The organism is Pseudomonas sp. BF-B-26 (genome assembly GCF_019956495.1).
Taxonomy (GTDB): Bacteria; Pseudomonadota; Gammaproteobacteria; order Pseudomonadales; family Pseudomonadaceae; genus Aquipseudomonas.
Genome location: NZ_JAHBDP010000092.1, coordinates 24,349 through 44,524, shown reverse-complemented (window position 1 = coordinate 44,524; position 20,176 = coordinate 24,349). Strand labels below are relative to the sequence as shown.

Sequence of the window (20,176 nt, the reverse complement as noted above, 5' to 3'; positions counted from 1 at the left end):
CACCCACCCTCGCCTCTCCTCCGCCGCCACGCTTGGCATTGCCGTGGGCATTCTGGCGCCGGCCGACTCGATCATCAGCAAAATCCTCTTCGGCTGGAACGCCGGCGTCTGGGCTTACCTGATCCTGATGCTCTGGCTCACCGCGCGCGCCAAAGCGCCGGATGTGAAACGCATTGCCGAGGTCGAAGACGAAAATGCCGGGCTGGTGCTGTTTATTGTAAGCATCGCCGCGATAGCGAGCCTGGCGACCATCGCCTTTGAACTGGCCGGCAGCAGGGAGCTGGAAACCACCCGCAAACTGTTGCACTACGGCTTTACGGCATTGACCGTGATCGGTTCATGGCTGCTGATCGGGGTGATTTTCAGCGTGCACTACGCCCGTCTGTTCTACACCTGGGCGGGCAAAGACCCTGCACTACGTTTTGCTGAAGGTCTGACAACGCCCAACTACTGGGACTTCCTGTATTTCTCTTTCACTATCAGCGCGGCAGTCCAGACGTCCGATGTCGGCGTGGCGACCCGGGATTTGCGCAAGATTGTCCTGGCGCAGACGCTGATCGGTTTCCTGTTCAACACGGCCATTCTGGGGTTCTCGATCAACATCGCAGCGGGACTGTTCAATTGATCCCTGCACAAACGTTCTAGTCATGGCGCGCCCCCTGGGTGCTTGGGCAGCCACGCGCAGAAGTATTTCAACCGAGCGATGGGAGTCCTCCCTTTAGGTGCAGTCTGGCTACCACTGTTAATGGTATAGACGACATCGCTATAACAGTGTTAATCACTTCCCCAATACAACTCAAGAGCAATTTACACTCACAAATACAGCCTCTTGTAAACTGTCAAGCATGACAGTTTACAAGAAACCCAAAGCACGCTCTTATGGGGCATCCAGAGTAAGGCTATCCTTTCCGAACTTTGGATAACCTACTTCACGAATAACGGAGAGCGCATCCATGAACGCAGTCGTTAAACGAGTCAGCTTTGCTGAAGGAAATTTTGTCACCGCTTTGGCGGTGGGCAATAGTAACTTCCCGGAATTTATTGCCACTTCGCGACTGATTGAAAAAATCAAAGTCGGCAGCACTGAAGTTGTGTTACTAACTGCCATTGAGCGAGTAAATAAAAAACTTCGGGAAATCTATATCAGTGTTCCCGCCGACCTTACGCCCCGGACTTATAACGTACAGAACAATGGCCAAGTGTCTTTCGGTCTGAAAGTCGACGACAACATTTATGAAAGCGTCGCCGGTGAGATCACCCTCAATCCGCCCCTTGACGACAAAAACATGGCCGGTAGTTTCAAAGTAGAAGTCGAAGTGCCTGACAGTGATGGCAAGACCTTTGTTATCAAAGGTAATTTCCAAGTATTGAAGGCGTAAGCTCCCAGCCACAATAAAAAAGGGAAGCCATAGCTTCCCTTTTTTTACTGCCAATGATCTGCGCGCCTTTTTAGTCCAGTTCATTCAGCGTACCTGTAAAAACGCCCGAGACAGTGCCCGGGCGTCTGGTAATGCCTATGTGTTTCTGCGCCAAGGTTCAGAAACTGAAATGTGCCCCCATGTTCACACCAAAGTCTTTGGTTACGTTATCTCCTTTGCTGGTGTCCAGTTCCGCATGCAACTGCCAGCGTTCGTTTAATGTCCAGGACGCCCCGGTGGCTACTTCGAATCGAGTACCGGACAGGTCATTATTGAACTGGTTGTCATTGACTCGAACTTCGTTATTTTTGACAAATTCCTGGACCACCGCGGCACGAATATGCGGTTGCAACTTGCTGCCATTGGCCAGCGTCATGCCGCGTCCCAGTGTCACACCTGCCTTGCCTAGCAAGGAACGCGTGGTATCGGCGTCCGCCTTCAGCCCATTGTCCAGGCTAAATTCTTTTCCTTGTGCCGCTGCCGCTTGCCACTGAGTGAACGGTTCGATGTAGTAACCGTTCTGGAACTCGATGTGTTTGCCGAACTCGACCGATGTACTGGCGCCGAAATTGTTGTAGTTCCCCTTGGTCTTGGTGCCATCGCTCATAGTAACGTCGGCCTCGTTACGGAAGTGATTGAGTTTGGCTAATACATCCAGATAGTAACCGCTGTCGCCCAGCCAGGTGCCGTAAACACCCAGCGATGTACTGTCGATGTCCCCTGAGCTGCCGCGCTTCAAGTCCAGGCTGGATTTGCTGTAGCCGGCAAAAACGCCGAGCAATACTTCCTCGCCAGCGATCTGAACCGGCGTGTCGACACCAATCGACAGACCATATTGGTTTTGGGTATAGCCATCCCCATACGCATTGTTACTGATGGTGTATTTACTGCCGAATGTGCGAGCCCAACCACCCGTCTGGCCGCCATTGACCCGTAAGTCGCCCATGCGGTTGTTCAACAACACCATTTCTGCGTAACTCACGGTAGGCGCGGTGCCAAATATCGCCAATACCGAACGCGTCGGAGTACTGACCTCTTCTTTATTTGGCTTCAGATACCAATCATCGCCTTCCTTGACCAAACCATAGGTGAAGGCACCCACATCAACCGGACCATTGGCCAGACCAAATTGAGCACTGCCACCTTGGGTTTGTACGACTTTGATCGGTGTATCAACCACCGGGTCAGCGCCGCTGCTGGCGACCAGCAACTGGTGACTACCGGCCGAGCTGCCCGTGACGCTCAACAGGTCGCTGGTACCCCTGTAGAAATCAGTACCCATCTCGAACGTACCGCTTCCAGACAGATTGGCGACGTTCAGTTGGAAATATTGCGCGTTAGTGCCAAATCCAACACGACCGCCGTTGAGTGCAAGGCTGTTGATCGACTGACTGTCGGTCATCTGCCACAGGGCCTGATTATTGATCGATAGGCTGGCGACGTTGTTGACCTGCCCAGTGAGTACAGAACGGTTATCCAATGTCAGCGTGGAAACGCTGCCAGGCGCAGCGGTCACATTGCCGGTCATGTTGCTTTGGTTATTGATCGATACTCTGGCGACACTTTCCAGGTCACCGACAAGTGTTGAAGCATTGTCGATGATCAGACTGGATGCACCCACAACATTGCCAGTCATACGCGCCTGATTATTGAGAGTCGCGGTACTGACGTTTTGCAAGTTACCGACCAGCGATGCATTATTTTGCAACGTGACGTTGGCGGTACTTCCAGAAGCGGCCACCACATTGCCACTCAGCGCACTGTTGTCCACCACCAGGTTGGCCGTGGCTCGATTGTTGATGGCCACGAGGGTGCCGTTACCCGCGATCAGCGTCGAGCCATTACGGACCACCAGGTTTGCCGACGTCGGTACGAGCGAGTTGTTCAGACCCACAACAATGGCTGAGCCAGTCGAGCCCTCTAGCCGCGTGCTGTCCAAAGTAATCGTCGAAGAAACTAACGCTGTCGGGAGTGTGTCGGTACCAATCGTCAACCCGTCCCGGCCACCGATGATCGTGGCGCCGCTGGCATTGAGGGTTCCCTCAAGCAGGCGTACACCGAAACTGTTCGCCCCAGTGCCTTGCACTGTGGAGTTGTTAAGGTTTAATTCGCTGAAACGATTACCCGCAATACCACCCAGTAAACCGCGAACAACACTGCCGTTATTTAGCGTTACGGTTGAACCACTGGGGACTGCCACGTTGCGTACGGCGGATATACCGATGTCGTTGGTGCTGATAACGGTTGAATGGTTCAGCGTCGCACTGGCATTGGTTAACACAATACCTCTGGTCAGCCCACCTTCTCCCGAAGAAGTAGCCGTCGAGTTGGTCAGGTTGATGACACCGCCGGCACTGCTGGTTAAACCGAAGGTGACAGCCCCCGTGCCTGTTAGCGTGGCGTTGTCCCCAAGCTGCCAGAAATCCTGTGCAGTGGTGTTATCAAGTGTCTGGTTGCCCCCAGGTAAAACAATGGCTGCCTGCGTCATTGACGCACTCATGGCGAACAAGGATGAAGACACCAAAAGACTGATGTGTTTTCGTTTCAAACAACTAACTGACTGTAATGTCATTCTGAATTTCCCGCTCTATTACATTCCAAGACAAACAAGCCAACAACCCAGGAAGTTAATGAGTCGGACTATTTAAAGGCCGCCAGCCTACTGTTTATCCGCACATTGTTATGTAGGATTAATCCTGCGAGACGTATGAAAAGTCCTCAGTCGTTGTGATGACTCGAAAAAAACAATGTAGGAGATTTCGTCAACCCCTCCATATGGGCGACAGTTCTTACGCCCATATGGAGAGGATTACTGACGTGACATGCCGATCAAGGTGCTTCCGGGCGCTCTACTTCGCAGTACACAAAGCTGGCGTTAATTAGCGCGACCGGCACGATCACCGAAGACTCCGTTCCGTTGACGGTATAAGCAATGCGCGCATAACGAGTAGCAGGTCGCGTCGGCTTGGTTTCCGGCGGTACTGGTGGCACTGGAGGCAGTTGAATCTCGCGCATGGCTGCGTAATTGGTTAATCGGAACTCAAGATCACCCGTCGCCGGCATCGGCAACGACGCTTCGATCAGAGTATTGGGAATTACCGGAGCTCCCACGGTGTTAGTTGTCTGCCCCTCAAATCGCAGATTGACCATCGCGCCGGTGGGAATATTGGTATCGCGTCTGACTCTGATCCGCAGGGCCCGGGGGAGATAAGTTGCTGGCGGCCCCACTGTCAATTGATGATTCAGGCTCGGACAATTGAGCACGGTCCCCACGCGCTCCGGTGTCGTGCCGAAGCCTGAAATAATCATTTGCGGCGCAGGCAAGTTAATGACAATAGCCGTGACATCAACATTGGTATCAATCGCTTGTTTCATTGGATTGGCACCGCCAGGGAACCCGACCGTCACATAGGCTTTTCGGGCGTTCACGCCAGTTCCGTTTTTCTCTGTCTGAATCGTCTCCCACGGCAGAGTGGTAGTGACTGCAGTGTCGCCAGCTCGTACCGGGATGGGTGCTCCGACCTGTTTGCCTTGATAGTAGAACGTGACAATCTCACGCCCGGTCACCGGCCGGGCCGGGTCCGTGGGCCAAAGCGGCCAAGTCATCGTGGCGTCCAAAAGGGCTTGCTGTGGCCCCAGTGTGTTGGGGGTGGGTGCTGGCGTTCCCGCGCCTTGGACCACGACTGGAAGGATATTGAGGTTGTCCTCACCGGGCAGGTTGGGTTGCTCTGGACCGGCATAGGTGAAATCAACAGTCGCTGTTGCCAGCGGAGAAACAGGGGGTACTGGAATCGTTGACCGCACCAACTCGTACCCATAGTCGATCGATACATCATCAGTGCCATTGGCGTCGCCAAAAAGCGGCGCCAGGTCGGTTTCATACTCCAAAACAAAGCGCAGAGGGCCAAGGGTTCCATCCGGCGGAATAGACTGCTCCGGCAGAAAGACAGTATCGTGGATTGAACTCAGGGACGGAATAATCCTGTCCCCCTCTAACGAATGGAGCGGAAACTCAATTTCCATCACCACGCGGCTAGGCGCAGGATCTCTTACGGCCGCGAAGGTAATCGGCGTAAGGCCGTCAGCGCCTGTGATTGGAATTCTTGCTGGCCTCAGAACAGGGGCGGGGGCTTTGACCACCGAGAAAATGTTAGTAATTTGCGAGTTGTGGCTGATATTGCCCGGCAGGTCCCGAAGGTTATAAGCGTAATAGTGCTCCCCCTCGGGCAGCCCGCGCAGGAAGGCCAGCGGGATATTGATAATGCCACTGGCAGGTAATACGCCGCTGAATGCCGGCGGCTCACCTTGCATCAGTGCAAAAGTCAATCGCGTCGAAATGTAGAAGTTGATGACGTCCACACCGGCTTCAAACTTGGTGTAGGCGGTGGGAACGGTCACGTTCAAACCACCGGCATTGGCAGGGTCGGCGAGCCAGGCGTCGTTGATGATCACATTGGGCACTGTCACCAGTGCAGGCCGCAGCTTGGCCCGCTCCGGCTGGACCTGATATGGGGCAGTAAGGTCCACCAGCGGACGGGCAAGGTTGGCCACGGGCGTTGTATCCGGGTTTTCGAACTCGTCATAGACCGCAAACCCGAAGTAATAGGGCGCGTAGCCGCCTGTTGCATGGTAGTGATCCAACATCAATGCCCCAAGGGTCAGGCTATCGGATTTATCACCGACCCGATCATCGAGGCTGACTGTAAATTCAATGTTTGTCGGCCAGACACCTCCTGGCTGATCGGCCCTCAACATGGCTTTCCCGACCCGGCTGGATTTGTTGGCGTCATCGAAGTTTACGGACGTGGGTAAAGTAGCGAAAAAATGAAGTTCCACCGATGTACTGTTCGGGTCCGTAAGTGTTGTCACACGTACGGTAAACGTTCTCGTCACCCTCAATTGCTCATACGTAAACCTGCCGTCGGCGGTCAAACCGTCAATCACCGGTGCCACAGCCAAAATGCCACCGCCCATATTTGCCTTTACGTTCATTTTCAGAGACTCCAGCCAAGCGTTGATTATTGACTTGCGCTTACTTATTGAGCCGGCGGAGAGCTTCGCGACAACAGCTGCATGTTTCATGCACTGCAAGTGCAAAAAATCCGGCTTTGAAGCGGCACAAGACGTACGGGACAAGCGTTAAAACATCTACCAATTACAACTCACCTGATTTACTTTGAAGCGACATGCTTCGACAACGCTTAGTTGCAGCGTCAATCAGGGTTTACGGCCTATAAAACCTATCAAAACTTCAAACATTCAACTCACTTACATCCAAACAACATTTTCCGATTCTTTAACATGCCTATCTTTTACAGGTGTCATGTTCACGATCACAATGAAAGATTTCACCTGGAACAACCCGGTCAAACTTAGCCCAACCTACATCGGATTGGCCCATCGCAGTTCCACCGCGATAAAGTGTGTAACGTGCCGACGCCGAACCTGTCGTGCCTGCCTTGCCATCTGTCTTTATCTCTATCTTGCCCATTGGTGCGATGTATCGTTCAAATTTGTCCGCCCCCAAAACAAAATCGAAACCGATGGGGGAGTCGGCATCCTGTTTAGTCAGCTTCTTTACAAACCGGCCCGCAGTACCGGGGATTGCTCTAACGCCGTTCAGTGTGTAGAAACCCTCCCAATCCAGGATGCACTCATCATCTTCGGAAAACCGGCCGGGTTGCGCTGGAACGCGCACTTTTACTTCGTCCCACATTCGCGGCACTGAACAGCATTTGAAGTACCCCCAGAGTGTTGCGCTGGGGAACACCGGTTTAGCCAAATTGATCGGCACCTGGCGCTTCAACGTGAACCGTTGTGGCAACGCTGTATCCGGGTTCCCGTTTTCTCCTAACGTCACCCGATACCGCAGGCTGATCTCACCTTCACGTTGCAGGTACTGTGCCGGCAGATGGAACCGCGCGGGGATTGTTACCGGGACAGGAAAAAGGTTGCTATAGAAAAGCCTTTCAAGCAGTACACCCGGCTCCAGCACCCAGATTTCCAACAAGTCGCTTTTACCAATACAGACGGATGGCCCCTCCCACATGGGAATGTTCAGGTACACGCCTTTGGTCGATGCATCAGGCGGCAACTGCGCCGTCGGGTCGTTTGGATCTACGCCCTCCACAGTGAACGCTCGGGCGAACAAACCAATTCCGGTATTTGTTGTAGAAGCCATTTGTTGTTCCCCGGTTCAGAGTAATTGGGTGCGCATGGAACAAATTAGACCCGCTTATCTCATTGCCGCCTACTGTCACATTTGACAGGTAGCGCGACCGCTCGTCGGAATAACAACGCTTCGCTCCATCGATCGCGGCACGACTTGCTTGACGTACGACCCTTAATGGAGTTTCCTGAAACCGGTTTCAGCGCAGTATGCTCGAGCCTAATAACTCCAATAGAAAGGTCAACCTTTTGAACGATTTCTCCGCCGCCCAACGCAGCCGCGTGACCATGCTCGACGTCGCCGAACACGCCGGCGTCTCCAAGGCCAGCGTCTCGCGCTTCATCGGCGATGACCGCGCCCTGCTCTCCGATGCCATAGCCCTGCGCATCGAGCAGGCGATTGCGGAACTGGGCTATCGCCCGAACCAGATGGCCCGCGGCTTGAAGCGCGGGCGCACTCGCCTGATCGGCATGCTGGTGGCCGATATCCGTAACCCTTATTCGATTGCCGTGATGCACGGGGTGGAAACCGCCTGCCGTCAGCACGGCTACAGCCTGGTGGTGTGCAACACCGATCGCGATGACGAGCAAGAGCGTCAGCACCTGGCGTTGTTGCGCTCGTACAACATCGAAGGCTTGATCGTGAACACCCTCGGCCATCACCGCGACGAGTTACGTGAACTGCACCGGGAAATGCCGCTGGTGCTGGTGGATCGCAAGGTCGAGCAGCTGGAGAGTGATCTGGTCGGCCTGGACAATCCGGCCGCCGTTGAAATGGCCCTCGCTCATTTGCAAGAACGCGGCTATCGCGATGTGCTGCTGGTCACAGAACCCTATGACGGCACCAGTTCGCGGATCGAGCGGGTCAGCAGTTTCAAGGCGCAGATCGAGCAGCGTCCGACGCTTCAAGGGACCATCGCCGAGACCGGCAGCGATCTGAGCACACGTTTGAAAACCTTCCTCGAAACACCCGGCCCCGGTCCGAAAGCGCTGTTCTGCGCCAACGGTATCGCCGCGCTGGCCACCACCCATTCGTTGCGTGAACTGAAGTGCAATCTTTTCGAGGATGTCGGCCTGATCGCCCTCGATGATCTGGATTGGTATCCGCTGGTGGGTAGCGGGATCACCGCCCTCGCCCAGCCGACGGCTGAAATTGGCGCCAGTGCGTTTGAGTGTTTGCTCAAGCGTTTGCGTGGTGATGACGGGCCGGTGCGGACCCTGGATTTTTCGGCGCGGTTGATTGTGCGGGGGTCGACCGATGGACATTCTCGGTGACTGGACCGGCCTCTTCGCGAGCAAGCCCGCTCCCACAAGTGCACCGCGTTCCAAGGTGGGAGCGGGCTTGCTCGCGATGAGGCCGGTAAATTCACCACAAAACATCATCACTATTTTTTTGAATAAAAATGAAACCGGTTTCAGAGGTATACAACAATGAATAAACCACCCGTTTCCATCAGCCTGTCGAGCTACGGCGCCGACCTTGTTCGCCAACGCGGCCAAGGCAGCTTCATCGACGTATTGGCCGCCGCGGGCGCCACGCGCATCGAATGGCGCGAAGAACTGCTGACCGTCGAAGACCCCGCGCAACTGGCCGATGCCACGCAGGCCCAAGGCCTCGAAAGCGTGTATTCCTCGCCGATGGAGTTGTGGCTGGCCGGCCAGTCAAAACCCAATCCCGAACTGATCTCTGCGCTCCAGCGCGCCCAGGCATTCGGTGCCAAATGGCTGAAAGTGTCCCTGGGTTATTTCACCGACAACAGCGACCTCCAGGCCTTGTCCCGCGTACTAGGCAAAAGTGCGGTGCAGTTGCTGGTGGAGAACGATCAAACCTTGCACAGCGGCCGCATCGAACCGTTCCAGCGCTTTTTCACTGAAATAGAGCAACATAAGCTGCCGGTCAAAATGACCTTCGACATCGGTAACTGGCATTGGCAAGACCAGTCCGCCGCCAGCGCCGCGCGGTTGCTCGGTCGCCACGTCGGTTATGTGCACTGCAAAGCCGTGACGCGCCGGGCGGACGGCAAACTGGTCGCCATACCGCCGGCCGTCAGTGACCTGTATCTGTGGGAGCAACTGCTGCGGCACATGGCCCAAGGCGTGATGCGGGCGGCGGAATATCCGCTGCAAGGCGACGACCTGGTGCAGCTGACCACCGAGCACGTCGCCACCCTCGCCCGCCTCGGTCAAACCCGGTTGGAGAGCGCTCATGTCTGAGATCGATATCCTGTCGTTCGGCGAAACCATGGCCATGTTCGTCGCCGAGCAGAACGGTGATTTGGCCGACGTCGGCCACTTCCACAAACGCATTGCCGGGGCCGACAGCAATGTCGCGATTGGCTTGTCGCGGTTGGGCTTCAACGTGGCCTGGTTGAGCCGGGTGGGCGCTGATTCTCTGGGACGGTTCGTGATCGACACCCTGGAAAAGGAAGGTCTGGATTGCAGTAACGTCGCCCTCGACACCGCGCACCCCACCGGTTTTCAGCTCAAGTCGCGCACCGACGACGGCAGCGATCCGGTGGTCGAGTACTTCCGCCGTGGGTCGGCGGCGAGTCACCTGTCGCGGCAGTCGATCGCGCCTGAGTTACTGAACGCCCGGCACTTGCATGCCACTGGCATTCCCCCGGCGCTGTCCGAAACGGCTCGGGAAATGTCTTTCGAATTGATGACCCGCATGCGCAATGCCGGGCGCAGCGTGTCTTTCGACCCGAACCTGCGCCCAAGCCTGTGGGCCAGCGAACAACAGATGATTAGCGAGATCAACCGTCTCGCCGCCCTCGCCCATTGGGTGCTGCCGGGGTTGAGTGAAGGCCGTTTGCTGACCGGTTTCGAAGACCCGGCCGACATCGCAGCGTTCTACCTCGACCAAGGCGCCGAAGCCGTGGCGATCAAACTGGGCCCGCACGGTGCGTATTACCGCACCCATCTGGACCAGGGTTTCGTGGCGGGCGTGCCGGTGAAAACGGTGGTCGACACCGTCGGTGCCGGCGATGGTTTTGCCGTTGGCATGATCAGTGCCCTGCTGGAAAACCACAGCTTTGCCGACGCCGTGAAGCGTGCCAACTGGATTGGCAGCCGCGCGGTGCAGAGCCGTGGGGATATGGAGGGGTTGCCCAATCGACTTGAGATGTCCGCCGAATTTGAGGCCGCCATTCGCGAGCAAGCCCGCTCCCACATTCAATCGGATTCGCCCTCCCATTCTGTGTATGACACAGATTCAAATGTGGGAGCGGGCTTGCTCGCGAAGAGGCCCGCACAATCCCTGAAGATTTAACCCGTTACCTGCTGCGACAAAAACAACAAGCTCAGGAGCACCACTATGAAAACCGCAACACTCGCCGCCCGCCGCTGGTGGTACATCATGCCGATCGTATTCATCACCTACAGCCTGGCGTACCTGGACCGCGCCAACTACGGGTTCGCCGCCGCCTCCGGGATGGCCGCCGACCTGATGATCACACCGGGCCTGTCGTCGATGCTCGGCGCACTGTTCTTCCTTGGCTACTTCTTCTTCCAGGTGCCGGGCGCGATCTACGCCCAGAAGCACAGCGTCAAGAAGCTAATTTTCGTCAGCCTGATTTTCTGGGGTGGCCTGGCCACGTTGACCGGGATCGTCTCCAACGCCTATTGGTTGATCGTGATTCGCTTCATGCTCGGGGTGGTCGAAGCGGCAGTGATGCCGGCGATGCTGATCTATCTGTGCCACTGGTTCACCCGTGCCGAACGCTCGCGCGCCAACACTTTCCTGATCCTCGGCAACCCGGTGACCATGCTCTGGATGTCGGTGGTCTCGGGGTATTTGGTGCAGCATTACAGCTGGCGCTGGATGTTCATCATCGAAGGTTTGCCGGCGGTGCTCTGGGCGTTTATCTGGTGGCGTCTGGCCGATGACCGTCCCGCCCAGGCCAAGTGGCTGAGCGACCAGGAAAAGCACGATCTGCAAAGCGCCCTGGCCGCCGAACAGGTGGGCATCAAAGCGGTGAAGAACTACGCCGAAGCCTTCCGTTCGCCCAAGGTGATCATCCTGGCCTTGCAGTTTTTCTGCTGGAGCATCGGCGTCTATGGCTTCGTGTTGTGGCTGCCGTCGATCCTCAAGGCTGGCGCGCAAATGGACATGATCGAAGCCGGCTGGCTCTCGGCGCTGCCGTATCTGGCGGCGGTGATTGGCATGCTGCTGGTGTCCTGGGGCTCGGACAAAATGCAGAAGCGCAAACGCTTCGTCTGGCCGCCGCTGCTGATCGCCTCGATTGCTTTCTATGGCTCCTACGCCTTGGGCGCTGAACACTTCTGGTGGTCCTACACCCTGCTGGTGATCGCTGGCGCCTGCATGTACGCGCCTTACGGTCCGTTCTTCGCAATCATTCCGGAAATCCTTCCAGCCAACGTGGCCGGGGGTGCCATGGCGCTGATCAACAGCATGGGCGCGCTCGGTTCGTTTGGTGGTTCGTATCTGGTCGGTTACCTGAACAGCTCCACCGGCTCGCCGGGTGCTTCTTATCTGTTGATGAGCGGCGCGTTGATGCTCTCGGTGGTTCTGACAATTTTCCTCAAGCCCGGCGCCAGTGACCGGGTCGTGGCCAAGGCCGCTGTGCAACGGTCTACGGCCGCTCATTCCTGAATTGAAGTTGAGATGATGACGATGAAAAAGCAGGTTGTGCTGTACAAGAAACTCTCGCCGCTGCTGATGGCTCGCCTGCACGAGCAGACCGAGGTGACGCTGATCGACAACCTCAATGCCGACGGCTTGGCAGCGCTGCGCGAGGCCCTGCCCCGCGCCCATGGGTTGCTCGGTGCGAGCCTGAAACTGGATGCCGGATTATTGGATCTGGCACCTGATCTGGAAGCCATCGCCAGCGTCTCCGTGGGGGTCGACAACTACGACATCGACTACTTGACCGAACGACGGATCCTGCTCAGCAACACCCCGGACGTGCTCACCGAAACCACGGCCGATACCGGTTTCGCGCTGATCCTGGCGACCGCCCGGCGCGTGGTGGAACTGGCGAACATGGTTCGCGCCGGTCAGTGGAAGCGCAATATCGGTCCCGCGCAGTTCGGTACCGATGTACACGGTAAAACCCTGGGCATCATTGGCATGGGACGGATCGGTGAGGCGCTGGCCCAGCGTGGGCATTTCGGGTTTGGCATGCCGGTGATTTACCACAGCCACTCGCCGAAACCGGCGGTGGAGCAGCGGTTCAATGCGCAATACCGCAGCTTGCCGGAGCTGTTGCAGCAGGCGGATTTCGTTTGTCTGACTTTGCCGCTGACCGCTGAAACCGAAGGGCTGATCGGCGCAGAGCAATTCGCTCTGATGCGCCCAGAAACCATCTTCATCAACATTTCACGGGGCAAGGTGGTGGACGAGGCAGCACTGATCCGGGCCTTGGGTGAGGGGCAGATTCGCGCTGCGGGGCTGGATGTGTTCGAGCGTGAACCGCTGAACACTGACTCTCCGCTGTTGCAGCTGAACAACGTGGTGGCGACGCCGCACATTGGCTCGGCGACGCATGAAACGCGGGAGGCGATGGCCACGTGCGCGGTGGATAATCTGCTGGCGGCGCTGGCGGGTAAGCGGCCGAAGAATCTGGTGAATGTCGGGGCGTGGAAGGCTTAAGAAATTCGGCGCCTGTCAGGCAGCCTTCGCGGGCAAGCCCGCTCCCACAGGGTTTTGTGAACGCCAGAGATCCCTGTGGGAGCTCGCTCGCGAAGAGGCCGGCAATGGCAATACAGACTTTCAGGCCCGACGCGCTTCCAGCAAGTCCGCCGCACACAACGCAATCCGCCGACACGCATCCGCCAGCTTCAGCTGATCCACCACCAACCCCAGTCGAATATGCCCCGCCGCACTCGGGCCGAACGCTTCACCCGCCAGCACCGACACGCCATAACCTTCCAGCAGCCGCTCGGCAAAACCCTGGGCACACAACCCGGTCTGGCGTACATCGATCATCACGAACATCCCGCCATCAGGCCGGATCGGCCGGATGCCCGGGCAATCCCTCAGACGCGCGCACACCAGGTCGCGACGCTGGCGATACTCCTCGCGCATCTGCGCCACTTCCGGCAGGTCCTCATCCAGCGCCAATTGCGCAGCGTTCTGAATGAAATCCGGAATGCCAAACAGCATGCACAACGACAGGTGCACCAAGTGTTCGGCCAAAGGTTTCGGCCCGATCACCCAGCCCACGCGCCAACCGCTCATGGCGTGGGATTTGGACAGGCTATTAATGGTCGCCGTGCGCTCAGCCATGCCCGGCAGGCTCGCCGGGCTGATGTGCACGCCTTCGTACAACAGATCGCTGTAGACCTCGTCGCTGATCAGCCACAGGTCGTGACGAACACACAGCGATGCCAGTTCCTGCCAGACCATCAGCGGCAAACTGGCGCCGGAAGGATTGTTCGGACTGTTGAGCAAAATGGCGCGGGTCTTGGGTGTGATCAGCGCCGCGACATCCGCCGGATCGACCCGAAAGCCGTTCTCGGGACGTACCGCCACCGGCACTACTTTGGCCGCGCAGGCACCGAACACGCCTTCATAGGTCACGTACATCGGCTCGGCGACGATCACTTCATCGCCCGGGTCGAGCAGGCACTGCGCGACCGAATACACCGCACACTGCGCACCCGGCAGCACGATCACATGATCGGCCTCCACCGCTTGACCACTGCGACGTCGATGGCGGTTGGCAATGCTGTCGCGTAACCCCCGACTGCCACGTACTGACGGGTAGTGGGTGTCACCGGCCAACAAGCTATCGATGCACGCCTGAACGATGGGCTGCGGCGTATCGAAGTCGGGATCGCCGATCGATAGCAGCAGCACATCAACACCCTGCTCAATTAATTCAAGTGCTCGGTCATGAATCTGCCAGGCCGCAGCGCCGTCACCGGCAATTCGTTTGGTCAAGGCTGAATAGCGCATGTAATTCTCCAGTCGCGCAGGTTCCAAGCCACAACCCTATCTCAAATCACGAAACGCGCCAGCTATTTGGCATCACCCGCAGCTCGCGGTGTAAAACCCACTAATGTGGCTGCATTCTCGTGGGCCGTCTACCTGACAGATCTGACAGTAGACCAGGGTGTTATCGGGCGGCTCAATGACGTCAGGAATTTCGTTTTCCCGATGCAGTTTCCTGCCGAAAACCACCTAACGATGGAGCATCGACATGTCGAATTTGAATGATGGAGTCCTTGAACTGGCGCGCCCCGAAATTATTGGAGCATTGCCCAATTTTCCAGGTAGTGAAAATAATCTGCTGCCAAGGGCATTGCTTTTCGACCCGCTTAAAGTGGCCATTCCCACCTGGCAAGAGCTGGAATCTCCCGCATTTCTGACACTCTGGTTAGGCTGGAATGGGCAAACCCTGCCAGTCACAGAATACTATTTCGAACCACCAATCAACCCCGGCCTGTTCCCCTATACCGCAGAAATTGCACCCCAGCTTTTTTCGCAGGAGGGCGAATACGAAGTCCACTATAAGTTAGATATAGGAGGAAATGAGTACGTGTCGCACCTCAACACCTTCACCGTCGACAGGACTCCACCAAACTTAGGTAATCCTGGCCCATTGCCTTTGTTTCCACAGGATTTGATTGATCGCACCATCACTCCCGAATACCTGGCAGCACACAACGACGAGGTGGAAGTCACCATCGCACGTTATTTAGGTCAACGGCCGTGCGACGTCATCACGTTCTATTTTGGCGCTGCGACCGAAAATAATGGTCTGCAGATATCCGTCCATGACTCAGCTTCCGACACGGTTTTCAAACTCAAAGGGGACATTATTCGTGCGAAAGGCGATGGAGACCACTTCGCGTTCTATTCGCTGAACGACCGCGCCGGTAACGAAGGACGCAATTCTCGGTATCAGCCAATCAGAGTGAGTGGAATGTAAAAACAAAACGGTTGTAGAGAGCCTTGTAGAACTAACAGCACTCTTTCATTTCTTCCAGCTTATACCGCTACTGTTCCACTAAAGCTGGAGCGTTGAGTCGCTCCAGCTTTAGGCCTTCAAATCACGAAACGCGCCACCATGGCATTTAAATCCACGGCCAGGCGCGACAGTTCGTGCGTCGCGGCGCTGGTCTGATTGGCACCGGCGGCAGACTGGGTAGCGAGGTCGCGAATGTTCACCAGGTTGCGATCGACCTCGCGGGACACCTGGGCCTGTTCTTCGGACGCGCTGGCGATCACCAGGTTGCGCTCGTTGATCAATTGGATCGACTGAGTGATCTGCTCCAGCGCCACACCAGCGGCGCGGGCCATTTCCAGGGTGCTTTGGGTGCGTTGATTGCTTTGTTGCATTGAGGAGACCGCTTGGCCGGTGCCGTTCTGGATGCCGGCGACCATTTTTTCGATTTCCTGGGTCGATTGCGCGGTGCGATGGGCCAGCGCCCGGACCTCGTCGGCCACCACCGCAAAACCGCGTCCGGCTTCACCGGCACGGGCGGCTTCGATGGCGGCGTTCAGTGCGAGCAGGTTGGTTTGCTCGGCGATGGCGCGGATCACGTCCAGCACCTTGCCGATGTCGCGCCCCTGAGCGGCCAGGCCTTCAATCATCACCGAGGTGTTTTGCACATCGTGGGTCATGGTCTGGATCGCGCCAACAGTTTCCACCACACGGTCACGACCTTCGCGGGCGGCCTGGGTCGACTGGTTCGAGGCTTCGGACGTCGACACCGCGTTGCGAGCCACTTCTTCCACGGCGGCGGTCATTTCGTTGACCGCGGTGGCAGCCTGTTCGATCTCGTTGGTCTGCTGTTGCAGACCGCGGGACGCTTCCTGGGTGACCGTGCTGAGTTCTTCAGCGGCGGCACCCAGCTGGGTGGCAGAACCGGCGATTTGTTCGATGGTTTTGCGCAGGCTGGCCTGCATCGCGGACAAGGCACCGAGCAAGCGGGCCGGTTCGTCAGTGCCGTCGACCTCGATGACGTTAGTCAGGTTGCCGCCGGCAATGGTTTGCGCCGCCAGCAACGCACGGTTCAGCGGTGTGACGATGCTGCGGGTCAGCAACCAGGCCAGCAGCACGGTCATCAGCGCCGCGATGACCGCCACGGCGATGATGCCGGTAATGGCGCTGCGGTACTGCTCGCCCGCTGTGGCCGATGCGGTTTTCGCATCGGAACTATTCAGCGCCACCAGTTTGTTCAACTGCTCGCCCATCTGGTCCGTACCTTCCTTGATCCGGGTGTTGATCAGCGTGCGCATTTCATCAAGCTTGTTCTGTCGCGACAGCTCCAGCATCTGATTCTGGGCTTGCATGTAGCTGTCCAGCGTGGCCGTGAACGTCTTGTACAGCGCAGCTTCTTCCGGTGAGGCCGACAACGCGGCATAACTCGATTGTGCGCTGCGAACCTTGTCGACCAGCACGCCGATACGCGTCTGGGCTTCCTGCAACGCGGCTGGATCACGATTGACCAACACCCGGAACGAGAGAATGCGCATGCGCAGTACGTTTTCCGTCAGGTTGCCGAGAAACCCGACGCTGGGCAGCTGCGTGGTTTCCATGTCGATGGAGGCTTGGTGGATGCTCGTCATGCGGTTCACGGCAAACACACCCAGCACGATGACGAGCAAGGCAATGAAGGCAAAACCCAGGAAAGCTCGAGGCGCGATATTCAGATTACGCAGTGACATAGGATGATTCTCGGGTGATGGGGCTACGAGCATCCTTGCGTGATCGCTGAAATGGCGGGCGGCGGCGCACGCGCGTTCAGTTTGGCGCCACTGTTGGAATAGGTTTGTGTGGGCCTATTGGCTGTATCGGCCGGAGATGAGGATTTTTGCGGGGCGTTGAGAAATAAATTTCAGGAGGTTGCGAGTGTTTCAGCGGTGAAACACCCGAGCGATACGTAGCAGCTGCCTTGTGGCGAGGGGATTTAGCGAAACGTCGCACCGCCCCGTTGGGCAGCGAAGCGGCCCCTGTTTTTCCAGCCATACCGTCCAATGGATTACGACGGCTTCGCCGCCGAACGGGGCGGTGCGACGTTTCGCTAAATCCCCTCGCCACAACGCAACTGCTACAGAATCGTGGGGGCGTCAGGTTTTGCGAGCGGCCACTCTCCAAACCCGCGCAACATCACTCGCCCGTTCCCGCAACAACCGCGGTGCCTCGGCACACGCCTGTTCCAGTGTCATCGGTCCACTGGCCAAGGCAAACGCGGCATCGATGCCATGTTCGTACAGCGCCTGATACCCCTCACCCAGTGTTCCGGCGAGGACGATCACCGGCACGCCGTGCTGCCGAGCAATACGCGCCACACCAAACGGCGTCTTGCCACGCAGGGTCTGAGCGTCGAAACGACCTTCACCGGTGATCACCAGGTCGGCGCCTTCGACCGCATCGTCCAGGCCGACCAGTTCAGCGACCACTTCGACCCCGGCCTTGAACTGAGCCCCCAGAAACGCCTTGGCAGCAAACCCCAGGCCGCCTGCCGCACCGCTACCCGGTTCGTCACGTACATCTTTGTTCAGGACCTGAGCGCACCGTTCGGCAAAGTGCCCGAGCGCGCGATCCAGTTGCTGGACTTGCTCGGGCGACGCGCCTTTTTGCGGGCCGAAAATCGCTGAGGCACCGTGAGGGCCGCACAGTGGATTGTTGACGTCGGCGGCGATGTCGAATTGCACCTCGGCCAGACGCGGATCGATTTCACTCATGTCGATTCGCGCCAGTTGCGCGAGGGCCAAGCCGCCCGGTGACAGTATTTGCCCCTGGGCGTCCAGCAGTTTGACGCCCAAGGCTTGCATCGCACCCGCCCCGCCGTCGTTGGTGGCGCTGCCGCCAATCGCCAGAATGACCCGTTGCGCCCCGGCATCGAGCGCCGCGCGGATCAACTCGCCGGTGCCGAATGTACTGCTGATGCAGGCATCACGCTTGCCCGGCGGAACCAGTTGCAAGCCACTGGCCTCGGCCATTTCGATGATCGCGGTGTGGCTCTGGGGCAGCCAGCCCCAGGCGGCCTCAACCGTTGCGCCGAGCGGCCCACGGACTTGGGTGCGGCGCAGTTCGCCCTCGCACGCCGCCAGAATGGACTCGACGGTCCCCTCCCCGCCGTCCGCCATCGGGCATTTGACCAGGAGCGCATCGGGCCACACCTGCGCCAACCCCAGAGCAATGGCGTCAGCCACACCCTGGGCACTCAGGCTGTCCTTGAACGAATCGGGGGCGATGACGATTTTCATGCGAATTCTCCAGTTCCAATGCGTTCCATGCTGCCAGCAGGCAAGAACAATAACGCCGGTCCGCTGCACAAGCCGGTGTGGCGTTTATTGTTCATTTCCACAAAGTCCGTGTTTTCAAATCTAGCTCCGAGTTGACTGATCGTCCGCTATCGCGAGCAAGCTCGCGATGACGTCCTCGGACTCGCCATCGCCATCGCCGGCAAGCCATGCGCCTACAGAGTTGTGGGCGCGTCAGTCTGGGGTAGGAGCTGGACGCCGAGATAGAGCGCAAGCATCCCGTCCAGCTTTAGCGGATCAACACCGCTGAGCTCGGCAATCCGCTCCATCCGGTAACGCAAACTGTTGCGATGGATGCCCAGCGCATCGGCGCAAGCCTGGCTCTGACCATCGTGATCGCACCAGCTGCGCAGGGTCGCCAGCAGTTGGCCGTTGCCATCCTTGGCGATGACTTTGCGCAGCGGTTTGAGCAACTCGTCCAACGCGTCGTCGTTGCGGTGCCGCCAGAGCATCACCGGCAACCGATAACGGTTGAGCGTCAGCAAACGGGAATGCGGCAACACCAATCGCCCATAGGCCAGCAAATCGCCCACGCGTCGATAGCAACGACGCAGCCCGGACAATCCATCCGCCTGCCCGCCCACGGCGATGCGCAGAATGTTCCAGCCGAGGCCGTCGAGTTTTTCCAGCAGCCGATCATTCTCGATCGCCTGCGCCGCCGGTCGGCACCAGAGCAACGATGACTTGGCCGAACTCATGCACCAACTGTCCGGGTAGCGCGAGGTCAGCCAGGCGCTGAGCGCCTCGACAGTTTGCCCCGGACCGTGTTCCATCCCAAACTCGAACAGGTACGGCACCCGCGTCATCTGCGGCTTGAGCCCCAGCTGCTGCGCTTCGTCGATCAACCGCGGCGAATCCCCGGCCTCGCTGAGCAGCAGCGCCAGCAGATCGTCGCATCGCTGGCGCCGCCATTGCTGTTCGGCCTGCTGATTGCGCTGGGCGACCAGCATCTCGGCGGTCATCCGCACCAGTTCGGCGTAGGTGCGCAATTGCTCGGGTTCACCGGTGATGCCCAGCACGCCAATCAAGCGCTGATCGAGCAACAACGGCAGGTTGATACCCGGTTGCACGCCTTTCAAATGAATCGCCGTTTGGGCGTCGATCTCCACGACTCGCCCGTTGGCCAGCACCAGTTGCGCACCTTCATGCCGGGTGTTGACCCGCTCCGGCTCGCCGCTGCCAAGAATCAGGCCCTGGCTGTCCATGACGTTGACGTTGTACGGCAGGATGGCCATCGCCCGGTCGACGATGTCCTGGGCCAGGTCGTGATCGAGTTCGAACATAGCGCGGATCCTTGAAAGCGTGATGGAGCGGATTGTTCACCCGCACAGGCCTTGGTTGCAAACCA

Annotated in this window: 15 protein-coding genes and 1 pseudogene; 8 read left to right on the top strand and 8 right to left on the bottom strand. The window is 57.8% G+C overall.

The window, feature by feature from the left end; genetic code table 11:
• Together KGB03_RS21375 and KGB03_RS21370 are read left to right on the top strand one after the other, a co-directional pair.
• The coding region (locus KGB03_RS21375; RefSeq protein ID WP_223528802.1) for a DUF1345 domain-containing protein at positions 1-625 on the top strand (625 nt) is incomplete at its 5' end.
• Positions 626-953: 328 nt separating this feature from the next.
• Positions 954-1,379: a hypothetical protein gene (locus tag KGB03_RS21370; protein ID WP_223528799.1), complete on the top strand. Its 426-nt coding sequence runs from the start codon at positions 954-956 to the stop codon at positions 1,377-1,379.
• Positions 1,380-1,536: 157 nt separating this feature from the next.
• Here KGB03_RS21370 and KGB03_RS21365 read toward each other — a convergent pair whose 3' ends face one another.
• The 3 genes from KGB03_RS21365 to KGB03_RS21355 form a co-directional block, all read right to left on the bottom strand.
• Positions 1,537-3,906: an autotransporter outer membrane beta-barrel domain-containing protein gene (locus KGB03_RS21365; protein ID WP_223528796.1), complete on the bottom strand. Its 2,370-nt coding sequence runs from the start codon at positions 3,904-3,906 to the stop codon at positions 1,537-1,539.
• A 341-nt stretch (positions 3,907-4,247) separates the two neighbouring features.
• Positions 4,248-6,410 carry a hypothetical protein gene (locus KGB03_RS21360; protein WP_223528793.1) on the bottom strand — a complete coding sequence of 721 codons (2,163 nt, stop codon included), beginning with the start codon at positions 6,408-6,410 and terminating at the stop codon, positions 4,248-4,250.
• Positions 6,411-6,723: 313 nt separating this feature from the next.
• On the bottom strand, positions 6,724-7,599 hold the full coding sequence (locus tag KGB03_RS21355) for a hypothetical protein (protein WP_223528791.1): 876 nt from the start codon (positions 7,597-7,599) through the stop codon (positions 6,724-6,726).
• A gap of 236 nt (positions 7,600-7,835) precedes the next feature.
• Here KGB03_RS21355 and KGB03_RS21350 point away from each other — a divergent pair, with 236 nt between their 5' ends.
• From KGB03_RS21350 to KGB03_RS21330, 5 genes are all read left to right on the top strand, one after another.
• Positions 7,836-8,861, top strand: a complete 1,026-nt coding sequence (locus KGB03_RS21350) for a LacI family DNA-binding transcriptional regulator (protein ID WP_317851241.1) — start codon at positions 7,836-7,838, stop codon at positions 8,859-8,861.
• Between the two features lie 156 nt (positions 8,862-9,017).
• On the top strand, positions 9,018-9,800 hold the full coding sequence (locus KGB03_RS21345) for a sugar phosphate isomerase/epimerase family protein (protein ID WP_223528788.1): 783 nt from the start codon (positions 9,018-9,020) through the stop codon (positions 9,798-9,800).
• On the top strand, positions 9,793-10,857 hold the full coding sequence (locus KGB03_RS21340) for a sugar kinase (protein ID WP_223528785.1): 1,065 nt from the start codon (positions 9,793-9,795) through the stop codon (positions 10,855-10,857). The genes KGB03_RS21345 and KGB03_RS21340 overlap by 8 nt, the downstream gene beginning before the upstream one ends.
• A gap of 45 nt (positions 10,858-10,902) precedes the next feature.
• Positions 10,903-12,201 carry an MFS transporter gene (locus tag KGB03_RS21335; RefSeq protein ID WP_223528782.1) on the top strand — a complete coding sequence of 433 codons (1,299 nt, stop codon included), beginning with the start codon at positions 10,903-10,905 and terminating at the stop codon, positions 12,199-12,201.
• Between the two features lie 21 nt (positions 12,202-12,222).
• Entirely contained in the window at positions 12,223-13,200 is a 978-nt protein-coding gene (locus KGB03_RS21330) for an NAD(P)-dependent oxidoreductase (protein WP_223528779.1), read from the top strand.
• Between the two features lie 120 nt (positions 13,201-13,320).
• On the opposite strand, the gene KGB03_RS21325 is transcribed toward KGB03_RS21330, so the two are convergent.
• Positions 13,321-14,508, bottom strand: coding sequence for a pyridoxal phosphate-dependent aminotransferase (locus KGB03_RS21325; protein WP_218538869.1), 1,188 nt, complete (start codon positions 14,506-14,508; stop codon positions 13,321-13,323).
• Between the two features lie 244 nt (positions 14,509-14,752).
• Between KGB03_RS21325 and KGB03_RS21320 the strand changes: the two genes are divergently transcribed.
• Complete coding sequence (locus KGB03_RS21320) at positions 14,753-15,484, top strand: hypothetical protein (RefSeq protein ID WP_218538870.1); 732 nt, start codon at positions 14,753-14,755, stop codon at positions 15,482-15,484.
• 116 nt (positions 15,485-15,600) lie between these two features.
• On the opposite strand, the gene KGB03_RS31420 is transcribed toward KGB03_RS21320, so the two are convergent.
• From KGB03_RS31420 to KGB03_RS21305, 4 genes and pseudogenes are all read right to left on the bottom strand, one after another.
• Positions 15,601-16,464 carry a methyl-accepting chemotaxis protein gene (locus tag KGB03_RS31420; RefSeq protein ID WP_371922171.1) on the bottom strand — a complete coding sequence of 288 codons (864 nt, stop codon included), beginning with the start codon at positions 16,462-16,464 and terminating at the stop codon, positions 15,601-15,603.
• Positions 16,459-17,226: pseudogene (locus tag KGB03_RS31415) on the bottom strand (MCP four helix bundle domain-containing protein); the annotation flags it as partial. The pseudogene KGB03_RS31415 and the gene KGB03_RS31420, both read right to left, overlap by 6 nt.
• A 402-nt stretch (positions 17,227-17,628) precedes the next feature.
• Positions 17,629-18,771, bottom strand: a complete 1,143-nt coding sequence (locus KGB03_RS21310; protein WP_223528776.1) for a glycerate kinase — start codon at positions 18,769-18,771, stop codon at positions 17,629-17,631.
• Positions 18,772-18,983: 212 nt separating this feature from the next.
• Complete coding sequence (locus KGB03_RS21305) at positions 18,984-20,111, bottom strand: sugar diacid recognition domain-containing protein (protein WP_223528774.1); 1,128 nt, start codon at positions 20,109-20,111, stop codon at positions 18,984-18,986.
• Positions 20,112-20,176: the final 65 nt, after the last annotated feature.

Bases quoted from the DNA above. Each gene is read 5' to 3' on its own strand.
- KGB03_RS21325 (WP_218538869.1), bottom strand. From the start codon at position 14,508: ATGCGCTATTCAGCCTTGACCAAACGAATTGCCGGTGACGGCGCTGCG.
- KGB03_RS21335 (WP_223528782.1), top strand. From the start codon at position 10,903: ATGAAAACCGCAACACTCGCCGCCCGCCGCTGGTGGTACATCATGCCG.
- KGB03_RS21345 (WP_223528788.1), top strand. From the start codon at position 9,018: ATGAATAAACCACCCGTTTCCATCAGCCTGTCGAGCTACGGCGCCGAC.
- KGB03_RS21370 (WP_223528799.1), top strand. From the start codon at position 954: ATGAACGCAGTCGTTAAACGAGTCAGCTTTGCTGAAGGAAATTTTGTC.
- KGB03_RS21340 (WP_223528785.1), top strand. From the start codon at position 9,793: ATGTCTGAGATCGATATCCTGTCGTTCGGCGAAACCATGGCCATGTTC.
- KGB03_RS21355 (WP_223528791.1), bottom strand. From the start codon at position 7,599: ATGGCTTCTACAACAAATACCGGAATTGGTTTGTTCGCCCGAGCGTTC.
- KGB03_RS21310 (WP_223528776.1), bottom strand. From the start codon at position 18,771: ATGAAAATCGTCATCGCCCCCGATTCGTTCAAGGACAGCCTGAGTGCC.
- KGB03_RS31420 (WP_371922171.1), bottom strand. From the start codon at position 16,464: ATGCAGGCCAGCCTGCGCAAAACCATCGAACAAATCGCCGGTTCTGCC.
- KGB03_RS21330 (WP_223528779.1), top strand. From the start codon at position 12,223: ATGAAAAAGCAGGTTGTGCTGTACAAGAAACTCTCGCCGCTGCTGATG.
- KGB03_RS21365 (WP_223528796.1), bottom strand. From the start codon at position 3,906: ATGACGCAGGCAGCCATTGTTTTACCTGGGGGCAACCAGACACTTGAT.
- KGB03_RS21305 (WP_223528774.1), bottom strand. From the start codon at position 20,111: ATGTTCGAACTCGATCACGACCTGGCCCAGGACATCGTCGACCGGGCG.
- KGB03_RS21320 (WP_218538870.1), top strand. From the start codon at position 14,753: ATGTCGAATTTGAATGATGGAGTCCTTGAACTGGCGCGCCCCGAAATT.
- KGB03_RS21360 (WP_223528793.1), bottom strand. From the start codon at position 6,410: ATGAACGTAAAGGCAAATATGGGCGGTGGCATTTTGGCTGTGGCACCG.